We start from the raw sequence: 22,533 nt of genomic DNA on the forward strand, positions 1-22,533 counted from the left end.
TCTATAATGTAAAGAAGCTAAAAAATATTAGACAGAAAGGACATCTTTATGAAATTAGGTGCCCGCGTATTTAAAACTGGTGTCGCTATCGTATTTGCCCTGTTTATTGCAGAGTTATTAAAACTACCTTCACCTGTTTTTGCTGGAATTGCAGCTATTTTTGCGATTCAGCCTTCTATTTATCGCTCTTATCAAACCATTGTAGAGCAAGTTCAAGCAAATATTATAGGTGCAACCATTGCCGTCTTTTTCGGCTTGCTTTTTGGCCATCATGTGGTTGCCATTGGCATAGCCGTCATCATAGCTATTGGTTTAATGTTGAAATTTAAACTAGAAAAATCTCTTTCGTTAGCGCTGGTGTCAGTTGTGGCCATTATGGAGTTCCAAGGAGAAGACTTTTTAACATTTGGTTTAATACGCTTTGTTACTATATTAGTTGGCGTGTTAGCAGCATTTGTCGTTAATCTTGTTTTCTTACCACCGAAATATGAGATCAAACTATTCCGCAAAATTTATATTTTGCAGGATGATATTATTCGTTGGACACGACTTGCGGTACGCCAGGCTTCTGAGCATACATCCACAAAGGGTGCATTAAGTAAATTTAAAAGCCGTATGTTACGAGTGGATACGCTGTATGATTTATACAAAGAGGAGCGTAATTACTTCAAAAATAAAAAGTATGTAAAAGCACGTAAATTGGTCGTCTATCGTCAAATGATTTTAACTTCCAAAAAAAGTTTAGAATTGTTACAACGATTGCATAATCACGAAAACGAATTAGCTAAGCTACCTACGCAATTTCACTTAATGATTCAAGAACGGCTTGATTCCTTATTAACGTATCACGAACAATTGCTCTTAAAATATACAGGGAAATTAAAGCCTGAGCATTCTGAGTGGAGTAAAAGCATCGACTATGTTCAACGCAATGAACTAATGGAAATTTTCATCAAGCAAGTAAACTTTGCTCGCGAAGAAGGCGATACGGAATTTTCTAGCTATCACTTACTCTATATTTTATCGAGAATTTTAGATTACGAGGAAAATTTAGAGCATTTAGATACACTGATCGTTTCATACCAAAGCTACCACGGCCATGAAATTAATGTAGAATTTGAAGAAGAATTTATCTAGCAACCACGTAAGCGACAGATTAATGCACAATGAATCTGTCGCTTTTTACTACACGAAAAAACCTCTAAGTAAAATTCTACTTAGAGGTAAAATTAAAAACGGAACGCAAGCAATTGCTGCTCTGCTTGCTTACGTTTACCTGTCTGTTCATTCCGTAAATGCTGATAATTAGCAATACCGGTAACAATGGTATCCCACATTTCTTCTAGCGTCTGTGTTGTATCCGCTTGCTGAGCAAGAGCTGTGCTTAGGTGAACCGCTTCATTGCTAGCTTCTCCAAATTGCTTCACTCGATTTTCAAAGGCTGATGCTGATTGATTTTGTAATTGTTGACGTCTTTCATTCACAGCATTCATCAGCCCCATTTTAAAAACAGGAATGGTTTTAACAAATGCGCCATTAATCTGTTCCATCAACTCACTATTTCCATGACGTAGCATCTCAATTTGTGGAGCTGTTAAAATGGCAACCATTCGTGATTTTTCTAATTCATCTATTTTTTGTTGAAGTATTTCAGCAATTGCCTGTAAACGATTAAGCTCCATTTTGGCTACCTGATTACCTGCCTCACCCTGTTTCTCATACATAGGAATTAATGTGGTTTGCACCTCATGTAATTTCATATCAGCTGCTACGATATATTTTTCTAAGTCAAGGTAAAACATCAAATCTTCCTTGTATAATCGAGCAAGTAATCGATTATCCTTCGCTAATTCCTCTTCCATCAGTACAAATTGGTAATGAATTTTCTCAATATCTCTACCGAGCACATTGTATTTCGTATATACATCATCTTCACTTTTGGATTTACGTGTAAATAGTTTCTTGAGGAAACCCTTTTGCTCAGTAAAATCTTTTTTATCAAAGGTCAGCATTATGGCCTCGAGCTGTTTAAATAATGCATTGGATTCAAAAGTAGCAGATTGGGTCACTATATCTAAAATTTGATCTGCAAATTTTGCTAATTTGGTAGCTGGTTCTTTTCCCAACTCCATTAGCTCTAGCTGATTTTTTATATCAATCTGATGAGCAATTTGTTGTACCTCTACATGCTCTCGTAATTGTTGTTTGACGGCATCTGCTGTTTCTTGTGTCAGCTGCTCAAGCATCATTGGGATGTTTGACATGGTCGCCGCCTCCTTCCTATCATCAGAAAAAGCGATTAAAGAGCTTTTTAATAATTTTATCCGGTGCCGTTTTTTGTTGCTGTGGTTCTTCATAGGGCAAGTCAAATAACATATGCTCTAAACGATGTACATCATAAGTGTCCTCTTGCAGGTGCTTTTCTAAATCTAATTGACCTGTTGGATTATAAAAAACGATATCCATACCGAACCTATTTAAAAACGCTAGTAAGGCAATATCTTCACGCGATAAGACAGGTTGCTGTGGCGCTTGATACAAAACAATCTTCGGTATCTCTTGTGAATAGTCGAAGCTTTGCAATAATCTTAGGATCTCTTGAGGAATCATTGTTAACTGCTTAAATAAAAATAACTGTAAATCATATAAAGTCTCATTTGGCTGTTGTTTTAACATTGGTTGCTCACAAGATGTTTTGATCGTATGCGCAATGGCTTGCTGTAGCTCCAACGATAATTCACCATACTGCCACCAATCACTTTGTATAATACGTTCTACTGAAAGTTCACCATTTACTAAGCAATGTTTATAATGAAAATGAAAGTTGGCCTTGCTCGTTTTTGTAAAAGGGAATTCCTGCACGAAGATAGTTTGTGGGTTTATTAATAACTGATGCATTAAGTGCCAATATTCCTCACGCTGGCTTGAGACTCCACTGATTTTAGCAAAGATGACAGGGATCACTACTTCATTTCCATTGATATCAAATTGCGGTCGTACTAATGCTTTTTCCTTCGCGTAAATAAAAATATCATCATATGTCATACGCAAAGTTAATGAGCGTGGCATAAAGTCTTTAAATTGCCACGGTCTATAGACTCCTGATTGCTGGTCATGCATTAATTGTTCAAAGTGCTGACTAGAACGATACCCTACAGTTGCCTGACGATCACGAGGCTTGTCAGGAAATGGCTGTAATGTTGTTTGGCTCGTATAGGAATAGCTGACGGAAAACGCATCAGTAGGATCTAACTCAGCAAACTCATCGACTTTTGCTGGATGAAATATTAATACGTCACAGCCCAGTTCCATTAGCAGTAAAAGAAAATATCGCTGACTAACAGTGGCTTCTCCATACCAAACAACTTTAGGAAAATCATCAGTAGGCTTCAGAGCTTTAGCCCATTGAATCCAATGGTTTTTTAACCACTTCACCAGATCAATTAAAAAACGGCGAAATTCATTGGAAAGTAAGCCTAGCGATTGTTGATGTTGAAATAATTCTATAACCTTAATAGTCGTTAGCTGTAAATGTCGATTCATAATGCTGTCATCATGTTTGGGAATCAGTTGATACCCATACATCATCGCAACTAAACGATTAATAGTAAGCCCTTTAGGTGTTTGCTGATGCTGCGATAAAATATGTTGTATAGCTTGAAAGTCTTTCTGTTCAATATGCTTATTTAATTCTTCACTTAAAATATGAATATTTTGGTTTTGAGATAAAGTATATAATGAATTAAAATACTCATCTTCCTCAATTGGTACTCCTAAAACACGTAGAGCAATACGGCTAAAACTTATTTGTTGCGGTGTTTCCTCATAAAATGCACGATTCTTTGGTGAATCTTGAAACGCCTGTAGCCAATCATCTGGATTACGCTCGACTATTGATTTAATTGTGATTGTTTGCATACAAACGCCACCTCCTAAAAAAATCATCCTCAGTATATCCTTAAGCAAAATTCAACGGGTATATAAATGAAATTAATATTATTTTCCTTATTATTGTTGAAAAGGTATACCCAAATAAATCCAACCTAGTATCCCCAAAATGCAAAATGGTAAAATATGAATTCCACTTTCATGGAGTTAATTCCACCCTTACTAAGTAAAACTCCTGTAAAAAAACTAAAATGATTGCCGTCATAATAACTTGATTTTATGCTAACAAATGTGGATGTACTTTATGAAAAATTTCGTTTGTCATCCAATAATTCTATCCTATGATAGCGAAAAATCTTGTTGTGTTGCATGCTGTAAAACAGTCTGAAGCAAATGTTTGGTAAATGCTTCCCCCTCATACGGCGAGTATGTTGTATTAAGTAGTATTTTCGGCTGTTTATCCTTTAAATCACCGTGGTTTGGTGTAAAAGCTACATCAGCCATCATCAGCATTCCATAATCCATCATAGAATCGCCTGCTGCTATATGCACATCGTATGTACAAAACTCCATCATATATTCTATTGCAGCTTCCTTGGTCAAAACCTTTGGCATGAAATATAATTTTTTTCCTTGTAGAAAAACGCACCAACCATGGGCATCAAATTCTTGAACAATGGCATGTAAATCATCCTGCTGTAATACATCCAAATTTACATGATGGACATAAAAAAGATCGTCTATATAGAAGGAACGTTGTAGCCAAGTATCCGATTTGATGGTTTGAAATAGTTGTGACATATCCTCTTGCGGAATTGAAGAATCTTCAATACGTCTAGCTAATGTTTTCGTCCATTTGTCGTATGGCTGACCCTTCTCTAATATTGTACCCCCATTACTCGTAATTGCAAAAGCAGGGTTCAAGTCATTTATAAAATGAATTCTTTTATATTGATGTAACGCTCTGGTTGTAACAGGGACAAATTGTGTTTGCTGATGCACTTGTTGCAATAAAATAGCCGTTTCTTTTGTCATCATGCTCATCGTTTCATTAGCCTTCTGTTCAACGACCACTTTATCTGAAATAGGCGGAAACATTTCCATCATACGTTTAGAATAAATCAATGTTCTATCTAAATCTGATGTGAATAATATCATTTTGGGCTCCTCTACAATTCTTTTATTAAGCCGCAACATCCGTAGGACATATGCGAATATTCTTCTATTACTACATTTTTTTCATGAGCTAATAATAAAATATGCTCTAGCTCATCTGTATACTGTGGATTAATTAAGATTTTCCAAGGTACTCGTCGCAATAAAACCCTTGTCGTTTCTCCAACACCTGGTTTAATAAGGTTAATGTTATCTATGGCAAAATCCAATTGAATATTTTGGACCGATTTCATACCTGCCCATGTAATAAGAGAAGTGGCTTCATCCTGAAGTTGACTGATAATCTCACTCTGTACTTGTTTGAAGCATGCGACTATACGATCTATGTACAAGTTCGATACATCTATATCTTCTAATTCTTTGTAGTATTTTGCTCCATGGAAGTCGTGCTCATCCATAAACTGCAAATTTAAAACGGTTCTACTCACCAAGCCAGAGACAGTTGAATTTAAACAGGCCGATGGAATTAAAAAATCTTCCCGAGTTCCATAAATCCTCGCACAATGCCCTGGATCTGCTAATACAGCTAAATCGGCTTTTAACTGTGCTTGATATTGTCCATTAAATTTTTGGCAAGATTGGATCAATTCTTTGGTTATAGCACCCTTCCCCGTCCAACCATCAATAAATTGAAGACAGCCTTGTGGATGTTGTGACAAAATGTAACGTATCGCCACCTCATCAAATCCACGACCACGCAAAATTGAAATCGAATAATGTGGCACATCCACCTTGTAGTTCATCGATATGTAACGTTTGATTAAAATGCCGATTGGCGTACCTGCTCTAGCTAAACTAACAAGTATTAAATTGTCTAACCCTCTACTTTTGATGATTCGTTCTGCTACTATCCCAACGGCTATCGCTATTCTATCCGCGGAAGCATCCAAAGTTTTATAAAATAGATTCATATATGTTTTAGATGGTTGATATTCCCTTGGTAACATTTCAGAATAATGCGTACCTGCTTGAATAAGCTGCTCCCGTTTTTCATTACCCATCTCTAGAAAAACATTTCCAATATCACGCAATAAAAAAATAACGTCCTCTCGTGCGTAGCTACCCATTCTATCTGGCTGTAAAGTCGATTTCATCGTGCTCCCTCCAACTCATGCATACAAATAACATATACCTTTGCTTCACTAATTGACTGCAGAGCTGCCACCATCCTAGCTACTACCTCGTTACTTGCTATACGTTCCACTAGTAGAAAAAGTTCCGTATACGGTTGGCTTTGGACATTATATAAATAATTTTCAACCCCATTATTCTCGGGACTCTCAAATACTATTTTCTCTGTAATCGTATAATTTAAATCGTCTGTACAATAGATCGGACTGCGAGTTGTTGATTGAAAATAAACATCATTCCCTAAATAAGAGGCAATTTGCATAGGCACATACATAAACTCACCAGTCCCAATCACAAGAGCTGGTCCGTCCGTTCGTAGCTCCTTTAATTGCTTGGCGATAGCCTGTAACATGTGATTTTGTTCAAAATGCTGTTTAGATGTTAGCATAAATCTCCCAGTTGCTTTAAGGTACGGCTGACTGTTCATTTTGCCATTCTCTGCAATTGAATGATAGAAAAGACGATCATTGGAGTCTTTGTTGGGCAATAGGTTGATGTCGCTTGCAGCAATAGTCGTAATGTTCGGCTGTATACCTGTTAAACTAGGTACTCCTGTACAATTGAATGACCCACACATAATGGAGATGAATTCAATAGAAATTCCCCATTGCTCTTCTAATTGCTGAAAGACTATTCGCTGCTGGTCTGATCGCCAATCTAAAATCGATAGGACTGCGTACTGTTTAACATCAGGAAACTTCTTTTTTAATGTTTCAATTATGTTGATGACCGTATTCCCAGTAGTAATTTCATCATCTATTAACACGATGCGCTTAGCTTGCTGTAAAACATCAGGTTCCTCTGTATAAATTCTATGGCTTGTCGCATGGGAATGTTCTTCTTCGAATGTGACAAATGGTTCAATATGAGGAATGACTTCACGAGTGGTATGGATATACATAGCATTTGATTGAAATGCATTAAATACAGCATGTCCAAGTGCAGTGGCTGTCTCCGCGAACCCAATAAACAATGTCTCTTGTGCTAACTCTACGCTTCCTTTCACAGAATTTTGTAGTTCCTCTATATTTATTCCTTCTTTTAAAGCTTGAACAACAGACGATATTGTATTGACTTTTTGACTACTGCCTTGCTTGTCGTACATCATAGCTAATAGAGCTCCAGTTAACAAAGGAATTTGCGGACGAACAGCCAAATGCTTGCCAAGCACAGTACTTACAAATAAAAATTGTCTCTTCTTATTTATACGAGCTGCCATTTGAAATAAATCTGTTAGCGCAAAATTGTGTGGGTTATGGGTGATTTCAATGTCTATTGAATAATTTGGTAAAATAGTAAGTTTACTCATTTGTTGTTGCATACATATGACCACCTAGTTCAGAATTTAATAATAGTGAGGCGAAATCCATAGATTCATGATAAACGCCATAGACATGTGCCTGTTTTAAAATACGTTGTGCCCATCGCATATGTGGTTTGATTTCATTCATTTTATTAGCATAATGACTTTTCATCACACCTTTACTACCATCATTATTTTCAACAATACTAAGTGCGTCTAAATACTCTTCATACGAAATAGCGTATAGTGCATGCACAACACGGATATGACTTGGATGAATAACCGTTTTACCGACAATTCCATTTTGTTTATCCATTAAAACTTCCTTCATTAGTCCATCTAAGCAATCGTCTAATAATGCTTTCCTCGTTTCAAGCGCACCTTTTTCACTAAATGGTGTCATGCGTAATGCCGGTTTTAACACACGCTGATTACTAAAATACTCCCACACTGGCCCAGATATCACAAAGCCGTCTTCCTCACGTCCTAAAATATTCACTATATCAGCTATACAATCCCTTATTACGCTAATATCATATATGGTCGAGTCCATACGGCGGCGAATTCCATAAATTCCACAAAAATCAGTAGCACCAATTCGTATATTCAACACCCTTGATTTGTGCTGCAGTAAAACCGATTTAATGGCTAATAATGCCTCCATCCGAGATTCTTTATATAGAACCTCTCGACTTTCTAAAATCGGCATCCCATATAAAGTAAGATTATTTTCTTGAATTGTTTGCTCAAGAAGCTCAAAATAACGTGCTCCCTGTGTCGCTGTGAATTTCGGAAAGACATAACCAGTTAAAATTTCCTGCTTCTCTTTTAATCTAGAAGTTAAATAACTAAATTGTTCAACATGACGCACACGAATAAAAAGTAAGGGGATATCTTGGAGCTGCAATTGTTTTTGTTGATAGAGTTTGTATAATTCGCTAATGTCCTCTATCAATTTTGCCTCACAATCACCTAATTCTGAATCCCCTACTGCATCCTCTAAATCAATGACAAGTGACGTAAGTTCTTTATATTTTTGTGATTGGATCAAACCTACAATATTAGGCATGGAAGCGGGCATATACAAAGTAGCACCTAATGCATAGGATAAAATATCTGGCGTTGCCCATTTCGTAAAAGGCTGCGGCTTCTTATAAAAAATCGTCTCTGCTTCTGTTGCAAAGTGTTGCATCTAATCCACTCCCCAATAATTATGCCTTTTGTGAAAAAAGCACTGTATCAGCCTGTTCCATACAGACCAATACAGTGCCATGTTACACTGCTGTTTTCTTATTCATCTTTGTACAACAAATGTCAATAAGAACGCAGCAATTAGAATAATGAAAAATACTTCATGTGGTGGATGGAATCCAAAAATACTCCCAAACATTTTCAGTACAATAAGCGGATTTAAAATATATGCAGTCGTTTCAAACTCTGACACTCGCTCCATTAAGTACGCATCATAAATATTCCTAAAATCCCGCCTACTAATAGAACCTATACTTTAATGTGCATATGTACTTAATCATTTATTAAGTACATCACACAAGATTTTCATCATGTACCTGCATCTACTAGTTACTGTAGGCCATATGCGCTGATTAATGCTGCTAAGCCGCCTTGATAGCCTGAGCCTATTGCGGCAAACTTCCAATCGCCATTATGACGGTACAGCTCACAAAATACTACAGCTGTTTCAATACTAAAATCTTCGCCTAAATCATAACGCAATACCTCTGCTCCTGACTCTTCATTTGTCAAACGAACATAAGCATTTAGGACTTGTCCAAAGTTTTGATGACGTCCCTCTGCATCATAAATAGTGACCGTTACAACAATTTTGTCAATTTGAGGAGATACTTGCTTTAAGTTGACGAGAATTTTTTCATCATCCCCATCCCCTTCGCCTGTGCGGTTATCCCCTGCATGAACAACAGATTGATCTGGACTCGATAAATTATTGTAAAAGATAAAGTCTTGTTCGTTACGACACTTGCCCGATGCATCTAGTAAAAATACAGATGCATCAAGGTCAAAATCTTGCCCACCATCAAATTGTTTAACATCCCAGCCTAAGCCGATGCCGATGGTGTTTAAACTAGGGTCTTGCTTCGTTAAATCAATTCGCTGCCCTTTACTTAATTGAATAGCCATTCAAAAATCTCCCTTTCTTTCCAAAGATGAAATTTTAGTTTACGTTCAAGCCGTAGTCATTACATAGAGCAGCTAAGCCACCCTGATAGCCAGCACCAACTGCGTTAAATTTCCATTCTCCGTTATGACGATATAATTCACCAACTACAATCGCTGTTTCAATACTGAAGTCCTCACCTAAATCATAGCGAATTAGTTCTTGGTTGGATGCAGCATTTACAATGCGAATATATGCATTCGATACCATGCCGAAGTTTTGATTGCGTGACTCTGCATCATGAATAGTTACAGTGAATGCTAGTCGTTGAACATGTGCAGGAACTTGAGTTAATGCGACTTTTACCACCTCATCGTCACCTTCTCCAACACCTGTTAAATTGTCACCAGAATGTTCAACTGATCCGTTACCACCTGTTGTATTGTTGTAGAAAATGAAGTCATTTTGATCTGCTACTTTTCCTGTATCAGCAAGTAAAAATACAGATGAATCTAAATCGAAATCATTTCCACCATCATATTTATTTGTATCCCAACCTAAACCAACAATTACATTTGTTAATCCCGGATTTGTTTTCGTTAAATCTACTTTTTGACCTTTTTGTAGTGAAATGCCCATACTTTTTATTCCTCCTAAATAGTCGTTTATTTTATTGATATCTTCGAACAACGTCGCCAAGTTTGAGATCGTTTGTTCCTGAACCAACTGCTGCGAATTTCCATTCAGTTTGATGACGGTAAATTTCACCACAGATTAACGTCGTTAAATTCGAATAATCATCACTTAAATTATAGCGAATTAGTTCGCTTCCTGTCCTGTCATCATACACACGAATATATGCATTTCGAATCATACCGAAGTGTTGGTTTCTACCTGCCGCATCATAGATGTTTACGACAAACACTAGCTTATTAAATTGTGTCGGAACAGACGAAAGCTCAATTGTGATGACTTCATCATCCCCATCGCCATCTCCCGTTAAATTATCGCCAGAATGTCGAACAGAACCACAGCTACTTGTTAATTTCCCAAAATAAATGACATCGTCCCCAGCTAAAACTTTATCATCTTGTAGCATTAATACGGAGGCGTCACAGTCAACGCTTCTACCACTGCCACTATTTCTACTAGAAAATAAACCACCAAGGAATCCACCACTTTTTTCTTGGCCGACAGGGTCCCACCCTAACCCTACTTTAATCTTATTTAATCCTGCATTCCCTTTTGTTAAATCAACACGTTGCCCTTTTTGTAAATTAATCGCCAATTTGAACACCCTCCTAAAAATATGTATTTCAATTGAAAGACTATATGTAAAGTCATAATCTACCCATTTAGATTGCCTTTTTCAACAATACTTTAAGTCTAAAATAACGTGACAAAAAATTCAATAAATGGCTCCGAAAGGTTCATCTTTTTTATTTTGTTTTGTAGGAATATTTCTATAAAGGACGCTTCAACTGTAAAAGAGTTCCTTTTCAAAACGTCCGAAAAAAAACCTTCTAGCTTGTAGAAGGCTAATGAACTCTAATCACTAATTTTTCATTTTCGGATCTAGTGCATCACGTAAACCATCCCCCATTAAGTTAAAGCCAAGAACCGTTAACATAATCGCTATACCTGGGAAAATCATTGTCCATGGTGCATTTAATAAAAACTTCCTTGCATCCGCAAGCATTTTTCCCCATTCTGGTGCTGGGGCTTGCGCGCCTAGACCAAGGAAACCTAATGCCGCCGCTTCAATAATGGCTGTTGCAATAGCAAGCGTCCCCTGTACAATAATCGGAGTGATTGAATTCGGCAAAATATGAGAAAACAGAATTCGTGAATCACGCATGCCAATTGCCTTTGCTGCTACAATATATTCCTCTTCTTTGACACTTAATACTTTAGAGCGGATTAAGCGTCCAAAGTTCGGTACATTAATAATGGCAATAGCAATTAATGCATTTTGTAAAGAAGGACCTAGCACTGATACTACTGCAATCGCTAGTAGCATACTCGGGAAAGCTAGCATAATATCAAAAATACGTGAAATAATCGTATCAATCCATTTCCCATAATAACCTGCAATGATACCAAGTAAACTACCAATTATAACGGATAGAATAACGGAGAAAAAGCCTACCCAAAGCGAAATTCTTGCGCCATGAATGATTCTCGAAAAGATATCCCGTCCAAAATCATCCGTTCCAAACCAATGATTACTGGATGGTGCCAGTAAACGCTTTGTTAAATCTTGTTCATTGATGCCCTGTGGTGCAATGAACGGACCAATGACAGCCAGTAAAACGAAAAATATAACAATCCCTGCGCCTACTAGTGACACTTTGCTCTTTTTAAAGCTACGCCAGCCTTCGAGCCATGGACCTACTGCCCTTTCTGGAATGGGTGCTGCTTCTTTCTTTATATCGATTGCTCCAGTCATCATTGCAACTCCCTTCTATTTGTATTTAATACGCGGATCGACGACTGTATACAGTAAATCCACGATTAAGTTAATCATGATGAAAATAAATGCAACGATTAAAATTCCTGATTGAATAACAGGATAATCCCTGAAGCCAATCGCATCATAAATATAACGACCAATTCCTGGCCAACTAAAAATCGTCTCTGTTAAAATAGCCCCACCTAGCAGTAATCCTGTTTGTAGACCAATTACTGTTAACACAGGAATAACCGCATTCTTCAAGGCATGCTTATAAACAACAATAAACATTTTTTGGCCTTTTGCTCTTGCAGTGCGGACATAATCTGAACGCATAACTTCCAGCATAGAAGACCTTGTAATTCTGGCAATGATAGCCATCGGAATCGTTGCAAGTGCGACACCTGGTAATATGAGTCGCTTTAGGACTTCGACGAATTGATCAAAGCGACCTTGAATGAGCGTATCCAATAAATAAAAATGGGTTATGGCGGTTATAGGATTTCGCACATCTTCTCGACCAGAGGTAGGCAACCATCCAAGCTTGCTACTAAATGTCCATTGCTCCATCAAACCAAGCCAGAACACCGGAACAGAAACACCGATTAATGCGACAATCATCGCTGTATAATCAAACCACGAATTTTGGAACCACGCAGAAATAATACCAGCATTTACACCGATAACAATTGCAATAATCATCGCAAAAAAGGCTAGCTCAGCTGTTGCTGCTAAGTATGGAAAAATTTCATCTGATACAGGTAATTTTGTACGTAAGGAAACCCCTAAATCTCCCTGAAAAATGCCTGCCAAATAACTAAAATATTGTGTATACCAAGGTTTATCTAATCCTAAACTTGCGTTTAATGCCTCGACCGCCTCTTTTGTCGCCTGTTGTCCCAGTATAACTTGAGCGGGATTACCAGGTATTGCTCGTATTAACATAAAGACAATAAAAGTCATTCCAAGCAAAACTGGGATTAGTTGAAGTAACCGTCTCCCCATATATTGAAGCATGTTCATCACCTCTCTATGATTTTCATAATCTACTTTGAAGTCTTATATTCTGTTGAAAGGTTGAGCCTTCACCAAACGGTTTTGAATGTTTAGATGAGTGATCTTTCATACAGGAGAAAATAATTTGGTTTTCTTTTACTAGAAAAGAATCTGCTAGAATTCCACGGCTTACCCGCAGAAAAGCAAGCAGATTCTCTTATTCTCTTATTCAATTAAACATAAAATTACTATTGAATATCTACCGCATCTAAACGGTCAGAGCCAGTAGGATGCGCAATATAATTTGTAACCTTCTTGTTGGCAGCTAAAATTGGTGTAGAGTGAGCAAGTGGAACCCATGGAGCATCCTCAGAAATAATCACCTGAGCTTGCTTATAAAGTTCATTACGCTTGTCCTCATCGATTTCAGTTTGAGCAGCTGTTAATAACTTGTGTAATTCTGGATTGTCATAGAATGTATAGTTATTAGAATGGATATTATCGCCGTCTAGTAATGAATATAAGAAGTTATCCGCATCCCCATTATCACCGGTCCAGCCAAGTAAGAATGCATCGGCTTCACCCTTTTCAGCTTTATCTAAATAAGTAGCCCATTCGTAGGAAACAATTTTAGATTTAATACCCACATCCTCTAAGTTCTTTTGAATCGCTTCTGCCACTTTTTGACCGTCTGGCATGTATGGACGTGGTACCGGCATTGCCCATAATTCAATTTCCTTACCATCATAACCTGCTTCAGCAAGTAATGATTTTGCTTTTTCAGGATCATACGTATAGCCCGCAACTTCATCGTTATAGCCAGAAATTACTGGTGGCATTGGATTTTTCGCAGGTTCAGCTAGTCCTTCATAAAATGCATCCACTAATGCTTGCTTATCAATAGCATAGTTAACTGCCTGACGCACTTTTACATTATCAAATGGAGGGCGTGTTACTGTTAAACCTAAATAACCAACATTCATAGATGGACGTTCAATTAGTTGTAAATTGGCATCCCCCTCAATTGTCCCTTTATCGGATGGACTTAAGCCATCAGCTACATCGATATTACCTGCTAATAAATCATTTAAACGAGCGGAGTTATCTGGAATAGAGCGATAAATCACTTTATCCAATTTAGGATAGCCATCAATATAGTAATCAGGGTTTTTCTCAATTGTTATTGAATCATTACGTACCCAGCTGACAAATTTGAATGGACCAGTTCCTACAGGATTTGCTGACAATCCCTCTTCATCTTCCTCAAATGCTGTTGGCGAAGCGATCGCAAATGGAGACATTGCTAAATTTTTTAAGAATGGTGCTTGTGGTTGGCTTAATTTAAGGACAAGCGTGTAGTCACCCTCAGCAGTAGCTGAATCTATAATTTGCTTGTCACCAACGACAAATTGCGTTTTAAAATATGGATATTTATCATTGCTTGATTTCCAACGTTCAATATTCTTAACAACAGCCTCAGCATTGAAATCTGTGCCGTCATGGAATTTCACATCTTCTTGTAGCTGGAATGTATATGTTAATCCATCCTCTGTTGCCTCCCATGATTTTGCTAGACCTGGTTGAATCGTTACATCTTGTTCACCAAAGTTTACTAATGTTTCATAAATATTAGCTGTCACCGTAAAGGATTCACCATCTGTGACAACAGCAGGGTCAAGTGCTACAGAATCTCCTCCACGACCATACACTAAAATTTTTGGATCACCACTGCTAGCTGTATCGCCACCAGTTGAAGTATCTTTACTACCCGTATCCTTTGTATCAGAGCCGCCACAAGCTGCTAAGATCGTCGAGAGAATAAGGAGCAGCATTACACCTAAAGTCCAGAGCTTCTTTTTCTTCATTCAATTTCCCCCTATGTGGTTTTTATATCATTTAATGTTAGAGTGCCTCATATAGATGGCAAGCAACATAATGACCTGGTTTCACTTCTTGCATGCTAGGTACTACCTGTGAGCATTGTTCCATTTTAAAAGGACATCGCGTATGGAATGTACAGCCACTCGGCGGATTGGATGCACTCGGAATATCTCCAGTTATAATGATTTGTTCACGTTCAAACGTTGGATCTGGCACTGGGACCGAAGATAAGAGTGCTTGTGTATATGGATGAAGCGGTTCAGCATATAAGTCCTCACTCGCTGTCAACTCTACTAATTTACCTAAATACATGACGCCTACACGATTGCTAATATGGCGCACAACCCCTAAATCATGAGAAATAAAAATATAGGTTAGCTTTAAATCCTTTTGCAGCTTTTGCAATAAGTTTAATACTTGTGCCTGTATGGACACATCCAATGCCGATACAGGCTCGTCCGCAATGAGCAAACGGGGATTGGTCATTAACGCACGCGCGATGCCAATTCGTTGCCTCTGCCCACCACTAAACTGGTGTGGATAGCGTTTGATATGATATTCATTCAATCCAACAATCTCAAGTAGCTCCAACACTTTCTGTTTTCGCTCCTTGGCATTACCTATTCCGTGAACGATAAGAGGCTCTTCTAAAATTTTACCAATGTTATGTCTGGGATTTAGAGAGGCATAGGGATCCTGAAAAATCATTTGAATATCTCTACGTGCCTTCCTCATTTCATTGTTGGATAATTCTGAAATCATTTTACCTGCGAATTCAATGTTTCCTTCAGTAGGCTCTAGTAACCGCATTAGTAAACGACCTGTTGTCGATTTACCACAGCCTGACTCACCAACAATCCCTAATGTTTCTCCTTCAAAGACTTCAAAGGAAACATCATCTACTGCCTTTACATCCCCTGTTTGTGTATTTAGAACTCCTTTGCGGATCGGGAAATATTTCTTTAAGCCATCAACCTTTAATAACACTTTCGACACGTTGCTTCACCTCCTGCTTCTCTAGTAAAAAACATCTCGATTTATGCTGCTCTGCTGCCTCAAATAAAGGTGGTGTTTCCTGTAAACAACGTTCCATTGCGTATTCACAGCGTGCTGCAAAACGACACCCTACTTGAATACTTCCTGGTTTTGGTACACTTCCGGGGATCGAATATAAATTATCCTTTTTAAAACGCATATCAGGCACTGATTGAATAAGACCTTGTGTATAGGGATGCTTCGGATTAGAGAATATTTCTTGAATTGGTGCTTCTTCTACAATTTGTCCAGCATACATGACAATCACACGCTCACATGTTTCTGCTACAACGCCTAGATCATGTGTAATTAACAGGACTGCTGTATTCAATCGTTTATTTAAGTCCTTCATTAGCTGTAAAATTTGAGCTTGAATCGTAACGTCCAAAGCAGTTGTCGGTTCGTCCGCAATTAAAACCTGTGGATCACAGACAAGTGCCATAGCAATCATAACCCGTTGTCGCATTCCACCCGACAGCTGATGCGGATAATCCTTTAGCAATTCTTCAGGACGTGGTAAACCTACAAGTTTCATAATTTCAACAGCTCTGGCAAACGCTTTCTTTTTCGACCATTTTGGATTATGGATTAAAATGGCCTCCTTTAATTGATCACCAATTGTAAACAACGGATTTAGTGAAGTCATAGGCTCCTGAAAAATCATAGCTATATCTTTTCCACGTATTTTCTGCATTTGTTTTTCTGTACAATTCACCAGATTTTTACCCTCTAGCAATATTTCACCACCTGTTATTTTGCCTGGGGGTGATGGAATTAATCCCATGATGGACAATGACGTAACACTTTTACCACTTCCCGATTCGCCGACAATCCCTAATATTTCTCCTTCTTGGACAGAAAAATCGATATCATCTACAGCAGGAATTTGTCCATTATCTGTGAAAAAGGTTGTTTTTAAACCTTTTATTTCTAGTAGCTTTTTCCTCATGCGCAACGCCCCACCCTACCTAATATTTTACTTAATTGTATAAATTTTATTAAAAGAATACTATAAATTTTGTTAAATTCCCTATTTTCAGATAATTCTAACTAAAAATCATCACTCTTTCAATCATTAATATTCTGCAATTTACGCAGTTTTTCTGCATCATTCGCCTTCAGTATTAATTACATCTTATAAAGTAATATTTTTATATAGATTTTCAAAAAAAAATAGCCTTCCATTTAAAAATAAATGAAAGACTTTTTTTGAAAAAAATTTCACAATTGATGATTTCTGTATAATTTCACTACTATTACTCCAAATGTTGCACTTGGAATAAATCATAATATGTCCCTTGCTTTGTCATTAATTGCTCATGAGTACCGCTTTCGATTAATAGACCATGGTCTATTACCAAAATCTTGTCAGCATGAGTGATGGTTGAAAGACGATGCGCAATAATTATGGTTGTTCGCTCATGAGCTAGATCCTCTAATGATTCCTGAATCAATGCTTCACTCTCTAAATCGAGCGCTGAAGTTGCTTCGTCAAGAATTAAAATCGGAGGATTTTTTAAAAATACGCGAGCGATGGCAACTCGTTGTTTTTGCCCACCTGATAGTTTTACTCCTCGTTCACCTACTTTAGTGTCATAACCATTTGGCAGAGTCATAATAAAATCATGGGCATTCGCCGCTTTGGCAGCCTCTATCACTTGCTCATCTGTAGCATCTGGTTTTCCCATTAAAATATTTTCTTTAACGGAGTCACTGAAAAGTATATTATCTTGGAGGACAATCCCTATTTGAGAACGTAGTGAATGCAATGTAACATCTCGTACATCCTGTCCATCAATCGTTACGACACCATCGGTTGCATCATAGAAACGAGGAATTAAGCTAATAATCGTGGATTTACCGCCTCCACTCATTCCAACGAAGGCGACAGTCTCACCAGGATTTATAGTGAAATTAATGTTATTTAAAATAGATATGCCTTCTTTTTCATATTGGAAAGATACATTGTCAAAACGAATTTCTCCCGTAGCGGATCGTAAATCACGCGCATCAACTTTATTTTTCACTTCATATGGTTCATCCATTAAATCAAACATTCGATCCATGGATGCAATGGATTGTGTCAGCGTTGTTGAAGAACTAACAAGGCGGCGAAGTGGGCCATACAATCGTTCGATATACGCGATAAAGGCAACCATTGTTCCAACAGATAAAGTACCATTTATGACTTCATAACCTGCATAAGCAATAACTAGTAAAGGCGCTACATCTGTAATAGTATTCACCACAGCAAAGGATTTAGCATTCCACTTTGTTTGGTCAAGGGCCTTCTCTAAAAACTCCCCATTTGCTTCATCAAATAATTTTTGTTCATGCTTTTCTAGCGTAAAGCTTTTTATAATACTCATACCAGCTACTCGTTCATGTAAATAGCTTTGTACACCTGCAAGTGCTTGAGAACGTTTACGTGTTAAGTCCCGCAGTTTTCCAAAAAAGTACTTCACACTCAATGCATAAAACGGGAACGCTAATAAGGCCACTAATGTGAGCTTAATATCCATTGTGAGCATAATAATTACTGCAATCACAATGGTTGCAAGGTCTAGCCACACATTCATTAAACCCGTCATCACAAAGTTCTTCGTTTGCTCAACATCATTGATGACCCTAGAAATAACATCACCAGCACGTGTATTGGCATAATATTTTAAACTTAATCGTTGTAAATGTGCGTAGATTTCTTTCCGAATATCAAACAGCACCTTATTACTAACATGTTGTGCAAAATATTGACGATAGTACTCGATTGGTGGACGAATAATAAAGAACACAATAATCGTTCCGCCCAGCCAATATAACAGCTCTTTTGTTTTTTCTCCATCTGTTAAGTCGTCCGCAGCAATAATATCATCCAACACAATTTTAATGAGTAATGGAATAAATAATGGAATAGCAAATTTAACTATACCAATAACAATCGTTAGAACGATTTCCCAAGAATAAGGTTTTACAAAGCGCATATATCGCTTTATGCTTCCCAAATTTTCATCACATCCTTACAAAAAGAAACAGGCATCCATTGATGAATGCCCTATGTATTATAGCAATATTTTGATTAAAATACAGTTATGATGACTTTACCGCTAACTATTTTGTATGTGCCTTCCCTAACAGTGTAGAAGATGCTCATTAAGAGTGGCTAAAAAAGGCAATATAAAACACCTATTAGTTAACTAATAGGTGTCACTAACAATCATCTGACTGCATATCAAGCTGGAACTTGTAACGATTTGTCCAAACATTGATGAAATCGGGTGCAAATGGTCCTTTTTTTTGTTGAATCCAGCTTATTAGCTTATCGACATTGCGCTTTAAAATTTTATCAATCACATCAGGATAAGACATTTCCTTACGATGAAGCTCATATTCATCCTCGTCTAAAAGCGTATAAGACATGTCAGGAAAAACTTTAATATCTAAATCATAGTCGATATATTTAATGGCATTATTATCGAACACAAATGGTGAGCTTAGATTGCAATAATAATACACGCCGTCTTCACGTAGCATACAGATGATGTTAAACCAGTGTTCCGCATGGAAATAGCAAATAGAAGGCTCCCTCGTTAGCCATGTACGACCATCGGATTCTGTCACAAGTGTCCGTTCATTCGCACCGATCACAATATTTTTTGTTCCTTTTAAAACCATCGTTTCTTGCCAAACACGGTGGATGCGGCCATTGTGTTTATAACTATGTATTTGTATCGTTTCTCCTTCTACTGGTAATGCCATTTTGAAGCCCACCTTTTCGTCTATGCTACCTAAATCTAGCAGTCTCTAGTATATTATAGCAATGTGTACGCGAAAGGTGTAGTTAGAAAACCACAAATTTCACTACGCTATTTTGAATTTGTATAAAATTTCGTTAACTTTAAGCGAAATTTAATAGTAGTTCTACCATTTTGGTATTTATTGGTTTTTTAAATAAATATAGAAAGGAGCTGTCTTTTTCATCTTTTCGGATTTTTAGACAGCCCCTTAGAGGTAAATGCAATTATGCAATTACAAAGTGTTACTCACCTAGATCTTGGTTAGTTTTAGAGAAACGACCTGAAGCTGGAGCTTTCTTTTGCTCTGCTTTAGCATTTTGCTTTTGCACTTCATTTACGTCCGTTTCATAACCAAATTCTTCACTTTGACGTTGCATGTTTTTATTCGGTTGGAAATTTTGGTTGTTTTGCTTTTTCATTATTCATTCACCTCCACGCTAATTATTGTGTACCGAGGTGATGAATTTTATGCTCACTAATTTATTGTTTAAAGTAGGATTTATTTTCCTGTTTATTGTTTTACCTCTTCCCAAATTTTTAACATAGGAACAGGCATCGGCAATTGTTCTATTTGTTCTTGAGTGAACCAATCGCCTATCGATGTGGATTCACACTTCATAAAATAGCTATTTATATGCCATGTTAAATGTGAAAACACGTGCTTAAACGTAAGCAGTTCATGCTTAGCTTGTACACTGATGGAACATTCCTTTAAGAAGCTTTCCACTGATACCTGACTAGTATCAATCATTGGGAATTGCCAAAGGTTAGCTAATAACCCTTCTTCAGGACGTTGCTCCATTAAAAAACGTCCTTGTTCATCTTGACAGACAAGAATATCATAACTCAAATTCTTCATCTTTATTTTTTTCGATTTAACAGGCAGTTTTTCCGGTTCACCTTCATTAAACGCTGTACAATACTCTCGCACAGGGCATAGTAAACATTTCGGTGACGTAGGTGTACAAATAAGTGCCCCTAGCTCCATTAAGCCCTGGTTAAAGGAAGATGCATTAGTAGGATCTATAAGCTCCTCAACTGCAGCTTCAAAAATTTTTTTGGTTTTTGGTATGGCTATGTCTTCACTTATATTCAGCACTCTGCTTAATACTCGCATAACATTGCCATCTACTGCATGTTCGGGCTTGTTATAGGCAATACTTAAAATAGCACCAGCGGTATAAGGACCAACACCTTTTAATTTTGATATTTCGTGGCGATTATCGGGGACCACGCCTCCGTAATTTTCTAAAACCTCACGTGCACCTGCCTGTAAATTACGCGCTCGTGAATAATAGCCAAGTCCTTCCCAATGCTTTAATAAATAATCTTGCGGAGCTTCTGCAAGTAAATCTAATGTTGGAAAACTTTCCATAAAACGATTGTAATAAGGAATAACTGTGTCGACACGTGTCTGCTGTAGCATCACTTCAGAAACCCAAATTTTATAGGGGTCCGTAGTATGTCTCCACGGTAAGTCGCGTTTCTCAGCGTTAAACCATTCGACTAAAGAATGTCGAAATTCTGTTACATATGGGTAATTCACAGTGACCTCCAAAGTTTTTACGATTTAATTTATGTTAAAAAGGGTATACAATTAAAGAAGAATGAACATTCGTCCATAACTGACAATATTCGTCATTATCGAATGTCACCAGACTAAAAATTGAATAAAGTTATTTATAAATGAAATAAAGATGTATGCACATTGTACTCGATTTTACTGCATACTAGGAGTGGATATTTTTGGATTCAGGTACACATTTCGTTATGGGTATTGCCCTTGGCGGTCTTGCATTAGCTGACCCTATAGTAGCAAATCACTCAATGACCTTTACTGCCGTCATGGCAGGTACGATAATTGGCTCACAAGCTCCGGATGTTGATACTGTGTTAAAACTACGCAATAATGCCATCTATATTCGACATCATCGTGGAATTACACATTCACTACCGGCAGTAGCTATATGGCCGATCTTAATTACAGCTGTTATATCCCTTATTTTGCAAGACGTAAATGTGTTTCATTTATGGCTTTGGACTTTTTTAGCTGTCGCTCTTCACGTCTTTGTAGATATTTTTAATGCATACGGCACACAAGCAATACGGCCTTTTTCCAGAAAATGGGTTGCTCTAGGTGTCATCAATACATTTGATCCAATTATTTTTTCCTTACATTGTTTGGGTATTGTATTATGGGCTTTTGGAGCCAATCCTGTTTGGACATTTGGCATCATGTATATCATTATCGTGATTTATTATATGTTGCGATTCGCTGTTCAAAAAGCAGTAAAAAATGCTGTCCACAGTACAATACAAGATGAAGAATATGTTATCGTAGCACCAACTATGCGCTTCTTCCATTGGCGAATTGCCGCCAAGTCTAAAACACATTATTATGTTGGCCGGGCTTATGGCAGGACTGTTAATATTTATGATAAATTCGAAATTAAACCTTTACCTAAAACTGCCCTTATTCATGCAGCCATGAAAGACCCCAATTTAGCTGCCTTCGTGTCGTTCTCCCCAATGTACAGATGGGAGATTTCTGAGCTTGAAAACGGCTTATTGGAGGTACGTTTAATCGACCTGCGTTATCGTAGTGACAATCGCTACCCATTTGTGGCAGTAGCACATTTAAATGACGATAATGAAATCGTTACATCTTACACAGGTTGGATTTTTACAGAAGATAAGCTTCAGAAAAAATTACAAATTGGTGCAAGTAATTAAGCAGTAAACC

Annotated in this window: 21 protein-coding genes; 2 read left to right on the plus strand and 19 right to left on the minus strand. The window is 37.4% G+C overall.

The features are described 5' to 3' along the window. The first annotated feature begins 48 nt into the window (after nt 1-48). Nucleotides 49-1,137 carry an FUSC family protein gene (locus MKY88_RS20380; protein ID WP_008173466.1) on the plus strand — a complete coding sequence of 363 codons (1,089 nt, stop codon included), beginning with the start codon at nt 49-51 and terminating at the stop codon, nt 1,135-1,137. 92 nt (nt 1,138-1,229) lie between these two features. Here the strand turns inward: MKY88_RS20380 and MKY88_RS20385 are convergent, their stop codons facing one another. The 19 genes from MKY88_RS20385 to mutY all read right to left on the minus strand — a co-directional run bounded on the left by MKY88_RS20385 (nt 1,230) and on the right by mutY (nt 21,336). Beyond that, nucleotides 1,230-2,264: a toxic anion resistance protein gene (locus tag MKY88_RS20385; RefSeq protein ID WP_340814566.1), complete on the minus strand. Its 1,035-nt coding sequence runs from the start codon at nt 2,262-2,264 to the stop codon at nt 1,230-1,232. Nucleotides 2,265-2,286: 22 nt separating this feature from the next. Continuing rightward, nucleotides 2,287-3,918 (minus strand): YceG family protein, encoded by a 1,632-nt coding sequence (locus tag MKY88_RS20390; RefSeq protein WP_340814568.1) that lies wholly within the window; start codon nt 3,916-3,918, stop codon nt 2,287-2,289. Between the two features lie 309 nt (nt 3,919-4,227). Then, nucleotides 4,228-5,046 (minus strand): HAD family hydrolase, encoded by an 819-nt coding sequence (locus MKY88_RS20395; RefSeq protein WP_340814570.1) that lies wholly within the window; start codon nt 5,044-5,046, stop codon nt 4,228-4,230. An 11-nt stretch (nt 5,047-5,057) separates the two neighbouring features. After that, nucleotides 5,058-6,158: a cysteine protease StiP family protein gene (locus tag MKY88_RS20400; protein WP_340814572.1), complete on the minus strand. Its 1,101-nt coding sequence runs from the start codon at nt 6,156-6,158 to the stop codon at nt 5,058-5,060. Further along, the gene (locus MKY88_RS20405) at nt 6,155-7,516 is read right to left on the minus strand and encodes a phosphoribosyltransferase family protein (protein ID WP_340814574.1); all 1,362 of its coding nucleotides are present in this window, start codon (nt 7,514-7,516) and stop codon (nt 6,155-6,157) included. Before MKY88_RS20405 ends, MKY88_RS20400 begins: the two co-directional genes overlap by 4 nt. Continuing rightward, nucleotides 7,497-8,690, minus strand: a complete 1,194-nt coding sequence (locus MKY88_RS20410) for an HpcH/HpaI aldolase/citrate lyase family protein (protein WP_340814576.1) — start codon at nt 8,688-8,690, stop codon at nt 7,497-7,499. Before MKY88_RS20410 ends, MKY88_RS20405 begins: the two co-directional genes overlap by 20 nt. Before the next feature lie 102 nt (nt 8,691-8,792). Next, nucleotides 8,793-8,951: a hypothetical protein gene (locus MKY88_RS20415; protein ID WP_340814578.1), complete on the minus strand. Its 159-nt coding sequence runs from the start codon at nt 8,949-8,951 to the stop codon at nt 8,793-8,795. Nucleotides 8,952-9,079: 128 nt separating this feature from the next. Beyond that, nucleotides 9,080-9,655 (minus strand): TerD family protein, encoded by a 576-nt coding sequence (locus tag MKY88_RS20420; RefSeq protein WP_340814579.1) that lies wholly within the window; start codon nt 9,653-9,655, stop codon nt 9,080-9,082. Between the two features lie 34 nt (nt 9,656-9,689). Beyond that, entirely contained in the window at nt 9,690-10,271 is a 582-nt protein-coding gene (locus tag MKY88_RS20425; RefSeq protein WP_069482662.1) for a TerD family protein, read from the minus strand. A gap of 31 nt (nt 10,272-10,302) precedes the next feature. Next, nucleotides 10,303-10,920: a TerD family protein gene (locus MKY88_RS20430; protein WP_008173487.1), complete on the minus strand. Its 618-nt coding sequence runs from the start codon at nt 10,918-10,920 to the stop codon at nt 10,303-10,305. A gap of 267 nt (nt 10,921-11,187) precedes the next feature. Next, nucleotides 11,188-12,084: a nickel transporter permease gene (nikC, locus tag MKY88_RS20435; protein ID WP_069482663.1), complete on the minus strand. Its 897-nt coding sequence runs from the start codon at nt 12,082-12,084 to the stop codon at nt 11,188-11,190. Between the two features lie 12 nt (nt 12,085-12,096). Beyond that, entirely contained in the window at nt 12,097-13,101 is a 1,005-nt protein-coding gene (locus MKY88_RS20440; RefSeq protein ID WP_328200076.1) for an ABC transporter permease, read from the minus strand. A 227-nt stretch (nt 13,102-13,328) separates the two neighbouring features. Further along, a complete protein-coding gene (locus tag MKY88_RS20445) occupies nt 13,329-14,945 on the minus strand; it encodes an ABC transporter substrate-binding protein (RefSeq protein ID WP_328200074.1) in 1,617 nt (538 codons plus the stop codon). A 37-nt stretch (nt 14,946-14,982) separates the two neighbouring features. Next, nucleotides 14,983-15,957: an ABC transporter ATP-binding protein gene (locus MKY88_RS20450; protein ID WP_258269955.1), complete on the minus strand. Its 975-nt coding sequence runs from the start codon at nt 15,955-15,957 to the stop codon at nt 14,983-14,985. Beyond that, complete coding sequence (locus tag MKY88_RS20455) at nt 15,932-16,945, minus strand: ABC transporter ATP-binding protein (RefSeq protein WP_328200072.1); 1,014 nt, start codon at nt 16,943-16,945, stop codon at nt 15,932-15,934. The genes MKY88_RS20450 and MKY88_RS20455 overlap by 26 nt, the downstream gene beginning before the upstream one ends. A gap of 307 nt (nt 16,946-17,252) precedes the next feature. Beyond that, the gene (locus tag MKY88_RS20460; protein ID WP_419182550.1) at nt 17,253-18,977 is read right to left on the minus strand and encodes an ABC transporter ATP-binding protein; all 1,725 of its coding nucleotides are present in this window, start codon (nt 18,975-18,977) and stop codon (nt 17,253-17,255) included. 226 nt (nt 18,978-19,203) lie between these two features. Continuing rightward, nucleotides 19,204-19,752, minus strand: a complete 549-nt coding sequence (gene ntdP / locus MKY88_RS20465; RefSeq protein ID WP_036120520.1) for a nucleoside tri-diphosphate phosphatase — start codon at nt 19,750-19,752, stop codon at nt 19,204-19,206. Nucleotides 19,753-20,032: 280 nt separating this feature from the next. Further along, on the minus strand, nt 20,033-20,209 hold the full coding sequence (locus tag MKY88_RS20470; RefSeq protein WP_008173504.1) for a gamma-type small acid-soluble spore protein: 177 nt from the start codon (nt 20,207-20,209) through the stop codon (nt 20,033-20,035). A gap of 92 nt (nt 20,210-20,301) precedes the next feature. Further along, on the minus strand, nt 20,302-21,336 hold the full coding sequence (gene mutY, locus MKY88_RS20475) for an A/G-specific adenine glycosylase (protein WP_258269958.1): 1,035 nt from the start codon (nt 21,334-21,336) through the stop codon (nt 20,302-20,304). A gap of 200 nt (nt 21,337-21,536) precedes the next feature. Between mutY and MKY88_RS20480 the strand changes: the two genes are divergently transcribed. Then, complete coding sequence (locus MKY88_RS20480) at nt 21,537-22,523, plus strand: metal-dependent hydrolase (protein WP_193833109.1); 987 nt, start codon at nt 21,537-21,539, stop codon at nt 22,521-22,523. Nucleotides 22,524-22,533 lie beyond the last annotated feature (10 nt).

This window comes from Lysinibacillus sp. FSL R7-0073 (assembly GCF_038009065.1).
In the GTDB taxonomy this organism is placed as follows: Bacteria; Bacillota; Bacilli; order Bacillales_A; family Planococcaceae; genus Lysinibacillus; species Lysinibacillus fusiformis.

What these genes read in the sequence shown, in the direction of transcription:
- MKY88_RS20455 (WP_328200072.1), bottom strand. Translation starts at nt 16,945, where the DNA reads ATGAGGAAAAAGCTACTAGAAATAAAAGGTTTAAAAACAACCTTTTTC.
- MKY88_RS20470 (WP_008173504.1), bottom strand. Translation starts at nt 20,209, where the DNA reads ATGAAAAAGCAAAACAACCAAAATTTCCAACCGAATAAAAACATGCAA.
- ntdP (WP_036120520.1), bottom strand. Translation starts at nt 19,752, where the DNA reads ATGGCATTACCAGTAGAAGGAGAAACGATACAAATACATAGTTATAAA.
- MKY88_RS20425 (WP_069482662.1), bottom strand. Translation starts at nt 10,271, where the DNA reads ATGGGCATTTCACTACAAAAAGGTCAAAAAGTAGATTTAACGAAAACA.
- MKY88_RS20460 (WP_419182550.1), bottom strand. Translation starts at nt 18,977, where the DNA reads ATGCGCTTTGTAAAACCTTATTCTTGGGAAATCGTTCTAACGATTGTT.
- MKY88_RS20420 (WP_340814579.1), bottom strand. Translation starts at nt 9,655, where the DNA reads ATGGCTATTCAATTAAGTAAAGGGCAGCGAATTGATTTAACGAAGCAA.
- MKY88_RS20400 (WP_340814572.1), bottom strand. Translation starts at nt 6,158, where the DNA reads ATGAAATCGACTTTACAGCCAGATAGAATGGGTAGCTACGCACGAGAG.
- MKY88_RS20385 (WP_340814566.1), bottom strand. Translation starts at nt 2,264, where the DNA reads ATGTCAAACATCCCAATGATGCTTGAGCAGCTGACACAAGAAACAGCA.
- nikC (WP_069482663.1), bottom strand. Translation starts at nt 12,084, where the DNA reads ATGATGACTGGAGCAATCGATATAAAGAAAGAAGCAGCACCCATTCCA.
- MKY88_RS20415 (WP_340814578.1), bottom strand. Translation starts at nt 8,951, where the DNA reads ATGGAGCGAGTGTCAGAGTTTGAAACGACTGCATATATTTTAAATCCG.
- MKY88_RS20440 (WP_328200076.1), bottom strand. Translation starts at nt 13,101, where the DNA reads ATGCTTCAATATATGGGGAGACGGTTACTTCAACTAATCCCAGTTTTG.
- MKY88_RS20390 (WP_340814568.1), bottom strand. Translation starts at nt 3,918, where the DNA reads ATGCAAACAATCACAATTAAATCAATAGTCGAGCGTAATCCAGATGAT.
- MKY88_RS20405 (WP_340814574.1), bottom strand. Translation starts at nt 7,516, where the DNA reads ATGCAACAACAAATGAGTAAACTTACTATTTTACCAAATTATTCAATA.
- MKY88_RS20445 (WP_328200074.1), bottom strand. Translation starts at nt 14,945, where the DNA reads ATGAAGAAAAAGAAGCTCTGGACTTTAGGTGTAATGCTGCTCCTTATT.
- MKY88_RS20380 (WP_008173466.1), top strand. Translation starts at nt 49, where the DNA reads ATGAAATTAGGTGCCCGCGTATTTAAAACTGGTGTCGCTATCGTATTT.
- MKY88_RS20410 (WP_340814576.1), bottom strand. Translation starts at nt 8,690, where the DNA reads ATGCAACACTTTGCAACAGAAGCAGAGACGATTTTTTATAAGAAGCCG.
- MKY88_RS20395 (WP_340814570.1), bottom strand. Translation starts at nt 5,046, where the DNA reads ATGATATTATTCACATCAGATTTAGATAGAACATTGATTTATTCTAAA.